Source organism: Myceligenerans pegani (genome assembly GCF_014892515.1).
Classification (GTDB): domain Bacteria; phylum Actinomycetota; class Actinomycetes; order Actinomycetales; family Cellulomonadaceae; genus Myceligenerans; species Myceligenerans pegani.
On sequence record NZ_JADBGR010000078.1, the window covers coordinates 1 to 4,048 of the forward strand.

Here is a 4,048-nt window from a genome sequence, read left to right on the forward strand (position 1 = left end):
GACGGCGTTTGTGTTGACGGGGCAGGGGAGTCAGCGGGTGGGGATGGGGCGTGAGTTGTATGGGTCGGAGCCGGTGTTTGCTGCGGCGTTCGATGCGGTGTGCGGGGGGTTGGATGCGGTGCTGGATCGTCCGTTGCGGGAGGTGGTGTTCGCGGAGGAAGGGTCTGCGGAGGCTGGTCTGTTGGAGCGGACGGTGTTTGCTCAGGCGGCGTTGTTTGCGGTGGAGACGGCGTTGTTTCGGCTGGTGGAGAGTTTTGGGGTGCGTCCGGACTTTCTGCTGGGGCATTCGATCGGTGAGGTGACGGCTGCGCATGTGGCGGGGGTGTTGGATCTTGGGGATGCGTGTTCCTTGGTGGCGGCGCGGGGTCGGTTGATGCAGTCGGCGCCGGCTGGTGGCGTGATGGTGGCGGTGGAGGCGTCGGAGGAGGAAGTGACGCCGACGTTGGTTGCGGGTGTGGAGGTTGCGGGGGTGAATGGTCCGTCGTCGGTGGTCGTGTCTGGTGACGCCCAGGCGGCGCAGCAGGTGGAGTGGGTGTGGCGTGAGCGGGGTCGTCGGGTGAAGCGTCTGTCGGTGTCGCATGCGTTCCATTCGGCGCACATGGACGGGGTCCTGGCCGAGTTCGAGGAGGCGATCTCGGGTCTGACGTTCCGCGAGCCGGCCATTCCTGTGGTCTCCAACGTGACCGGCCGGATCGCGACCGAGCTGACGTCGCCCGCCTACTGGGCGCGGCAGATCCGTTCGACGGTCCGGTTCCATGACGGTGTACAGACCCTGCGGGACGCGGGTGTGGTGCGCTACCTGGAACTAGGGCCCGACGGCGTCCTGAGCGCCCTCCTGCCCGACGCCGTCCCCGCCCTGCGCACAGGCCGCCCCGGGAGGGCGACCTTCCTGACCGCGCTCGCGACCATGCCCGCCGACTGGCGGCCGTACTACGCCGGCACCGTGGGCGATCCCGTCGAGCTGCCGACCTACGCCTTCCAGCTCCGTCGCTACTGGCTGGAGCAGACCGCCACCGGCGACCCGTCCGGCCTGGGGCTAGACGCCACCGGGCACCCGTTGCTGGGCGGAGCGCTCCCCGTCGCCGACCGGGACGAGATCCGCCTCACGGGCCGCATCTCCCGGACGCATCCGGCCTGGCTCGCGGACCACACCGTCAACGGCGTCGCCGTCCTGCCCGGCACCGCCCTCCTGGAACTGGCGGCGTGGGCGGGAGAACGCATCGGGTTCGGCACCGTCGCCGAGCTCACCCACGCCGCGCCCGTCGTGCTGGGTACCGAGGGCGCCCTGCGCCTCCAGTGCGTCGTCGGCCCGGACACGGGCGGCACCCGCCGCATCGACGTCTACTCGCGGGCGGAGGGTGCCGAGGACTGGACACCACATGCCACCGGCACGCTGAGCACCGAGACACCGGCCGTCGTCGACGACCTCCTGTCCTGGCCTCCCGAGGGCGCCGTCGAGACCGACGTGGCAGATCTCTACGAGCGTGTCGCCGTCGACGGCTACGGCTACGGACCCACCTTCCGGAACCTGCGCCGCCTCTGGCGCCGTGACGGCGACCTCTTCGCCGAGGTGGGACCCATCGACGCCGGAACGGGGCACCTCGTCCACCCGGCTCTCCTGGACGCCGCACTGCACCCGCTCCTCCCCGGCGTGACCGAGGAGCGCACCACGGCCCTGCTGCCCTTCTCCTGGAGCGGCGTCCGGATCCAGTCTGCCGGCACCGGCGCGTTGCGCGTCCGGCTGACCCCGGGAGACGGCGACACGGTCGCCGTGCTGATCGCCGACGGCAGCGGCCTTCCCGTCGCCTCCGTCGAGTCCCTGGCCCTGCGACCCCTCGCCGCCGCGGCCCTCCGCGGCCCCGGCCGGAACTCCTTGCTGGGACTCGACTGGGAACCGATCCCCGAGCCGGTGCGGCCTGCCGCCGTCGCGGTCCTGGGCGACGACCTCCTCGGCCTGCCCGACACCACACCTGCCGTCCCCGATCTGGATGCCATGGTCGATGTGCCGGACGTCGTCGTCCTGCCGGTCGTGGCCGCGAGCGGGCCCGATTCCGGCCGGCAGGCGCGGGCCACCGTGCACCGCACGCTGACAACGGTCCAGCAGTGGATCGCGGACCCGCGCTTCGCACACGCCCGTCTGGCGGTCGTGACCCGTTCCGGGGACCTGGCCCACGCCCCGGTCACGGGCCTGATCCGCTCGGCTCGGACCGAGCACCCGGGCCGCTTCCAGCTCGTCGAGCTGGACGCGCCCGGCCCGGCGCTGGCCACGGCCCTGGCAGCCGACGCGCCGGAGATCGCCGTGCACGGCGGTACGGTCGTTACGCCTCGTCTGACCCGGATTCCCGTCCCGGCGCCGGAAGCCGAGCCCGTCGCGTGGGACCGGGGGACCGTCCTCGTCACCGGCGCCACCGGAGTTCTCGGGTCAGCCCTCGCCCGGCATCTCGTCGCCCGGCACGGTGCGCGCAGCCTCCTGCTGGTCAGTCGGCGGGGCGGGCAGGGCGAGGCCGCGGCGGAACTCGCGGCGGAGCTGGAGGCGCTCGGCGCCACCGCCGAGTTCGCCTCCTGCGACGTCGCCGACCGCGACGCGCTCGGCCGGCTGCTGGTGGGGCGCTCCCTCTCCGCCGTCGTCCACACCGCGGGCGTCGTCGACGACGGCACGCTCGCCGGGATCACCGCCGAACAGGCCGACCGGGTGCTCCGCCCCAAGATCGACGCCGCGTGGAACCTGCACGAGCTGACGTCCGGCCACGACCTGCAGGCGTTCGTGCTGTACTCCTCGCTGGCCGGGCTGCTGGGCAACGCCGGGCAGGCCGGCTACGCGGCAGGCAACACGTTCCTGGACGCCCTCGCGGTGCACCGGCGGGAGCAGGGCCTGCCCGGCCTCGCGCTCGCCTGGGGGCTGTGGGCCGAGGGAAGCGATCTGACCGGCGCGCTGTCCGAGACCGACCGGCGGCGACTGGCGGCGACCGGGATCAGGGCGCTGGAGACCACCGACGCCCTCGACCTGTTCGACGACGCCGTCACGCACGGCGGACCGCTGCTCGCGCTGACCGGCCTGGACCCGGCAGCCGTGCGTGCCGCGGGTGGCACGGTGCCCTCGATGCTGCGCGAGGTGCTCCCCGCGCCGCAGGGCGCCGTCACCCGCGAGACCAACCGGTACGCCGCCCTCGGGGCCGAGGAACGAGCGGCCGCGCTGACCGATCTGGTCCGGGCCAAGGTCGCGAGCGTGCTGGGGCACACCGACACCTCCGGGCTCGGGGCCGCCAGGCCCTTCCAGGAGCTGGGATTCGACTCGCTGACGGCGGTCGAACTCCGCAACCAGCTCGCCGAGGCCACGGGCCTGAGCCTGTCGAGCACCCTGGTCTTCGACCATCCGACGCCGGACGCACTCGCCCGGCACCTGGCCGACCAGTTCGCCGGAGCGGAACGCGGCCGGGCCGTGACAGCCACCGCCGTCGTGGACGACGACCCGATCGTGGTCGTGGGTATGGCGTGCCGCTATCCGGGTGGTGTCGAGTCCCCGGAGGACCTGTGGCGGCTGGTCGCCGAGGGTACCGACGCGGTGTCGGGTTTCCCGGTGAACCGTGGCTGGGACCTGGACGCGTTGTACGACGCGGATCCCGAGCACGCCGGCACGTCGTACGTGCGGGAGGGCGGCTTCCTGCACGACGCCGGTCTCTTCGACCCCGAGTTCTTCGGGATCTCCCCGCGCGAGGCCCTCGCCACCGACCCGCAGCAACGTCTGCTGCTGACGACGGCCTGGGAAGCCCTGGAGCACGCCGGGATCGACCCGTCCGAACTGCGCGGCGGCCGGGGCGGGGTGTTCACCGGGATCATGTACCACGACTACGGGACCATGACACGCCCTGTGCCCGAGGACCTCGAGGGATTCCTCGCGGGCGGTAGCGCGGGTTCGGTGGCGTCGGGACGGCTGTCCTACTCGTTCGGGCTCGAGGGCCCCGCGGTGTCGGTGGACACGGCGTGTTCGTCGTCGCTGGTGGCGTTGCATCTGGCGGCCGCGTCGCTGCGGAGCGGGGAGTGCGACCTG

At 72.9% G+C, this 4,048-nt stretch carries 1 protein-coding gene; it reads left to right on the forward strand.

Going from position 1 to position 4,048, the window contains the following annotated elements; all coding sequences use genetic code 11:
* Positions 1 to 10 precede the first annotated feature (10 nt).
* Positions 11 to 4,048: type I polyketide synthase (locus tag IIE03_RS10735; protein ID WP_318842920.1), on the forward strand; the 4,038-nt coding region annotated here is incomplete at its 3' end.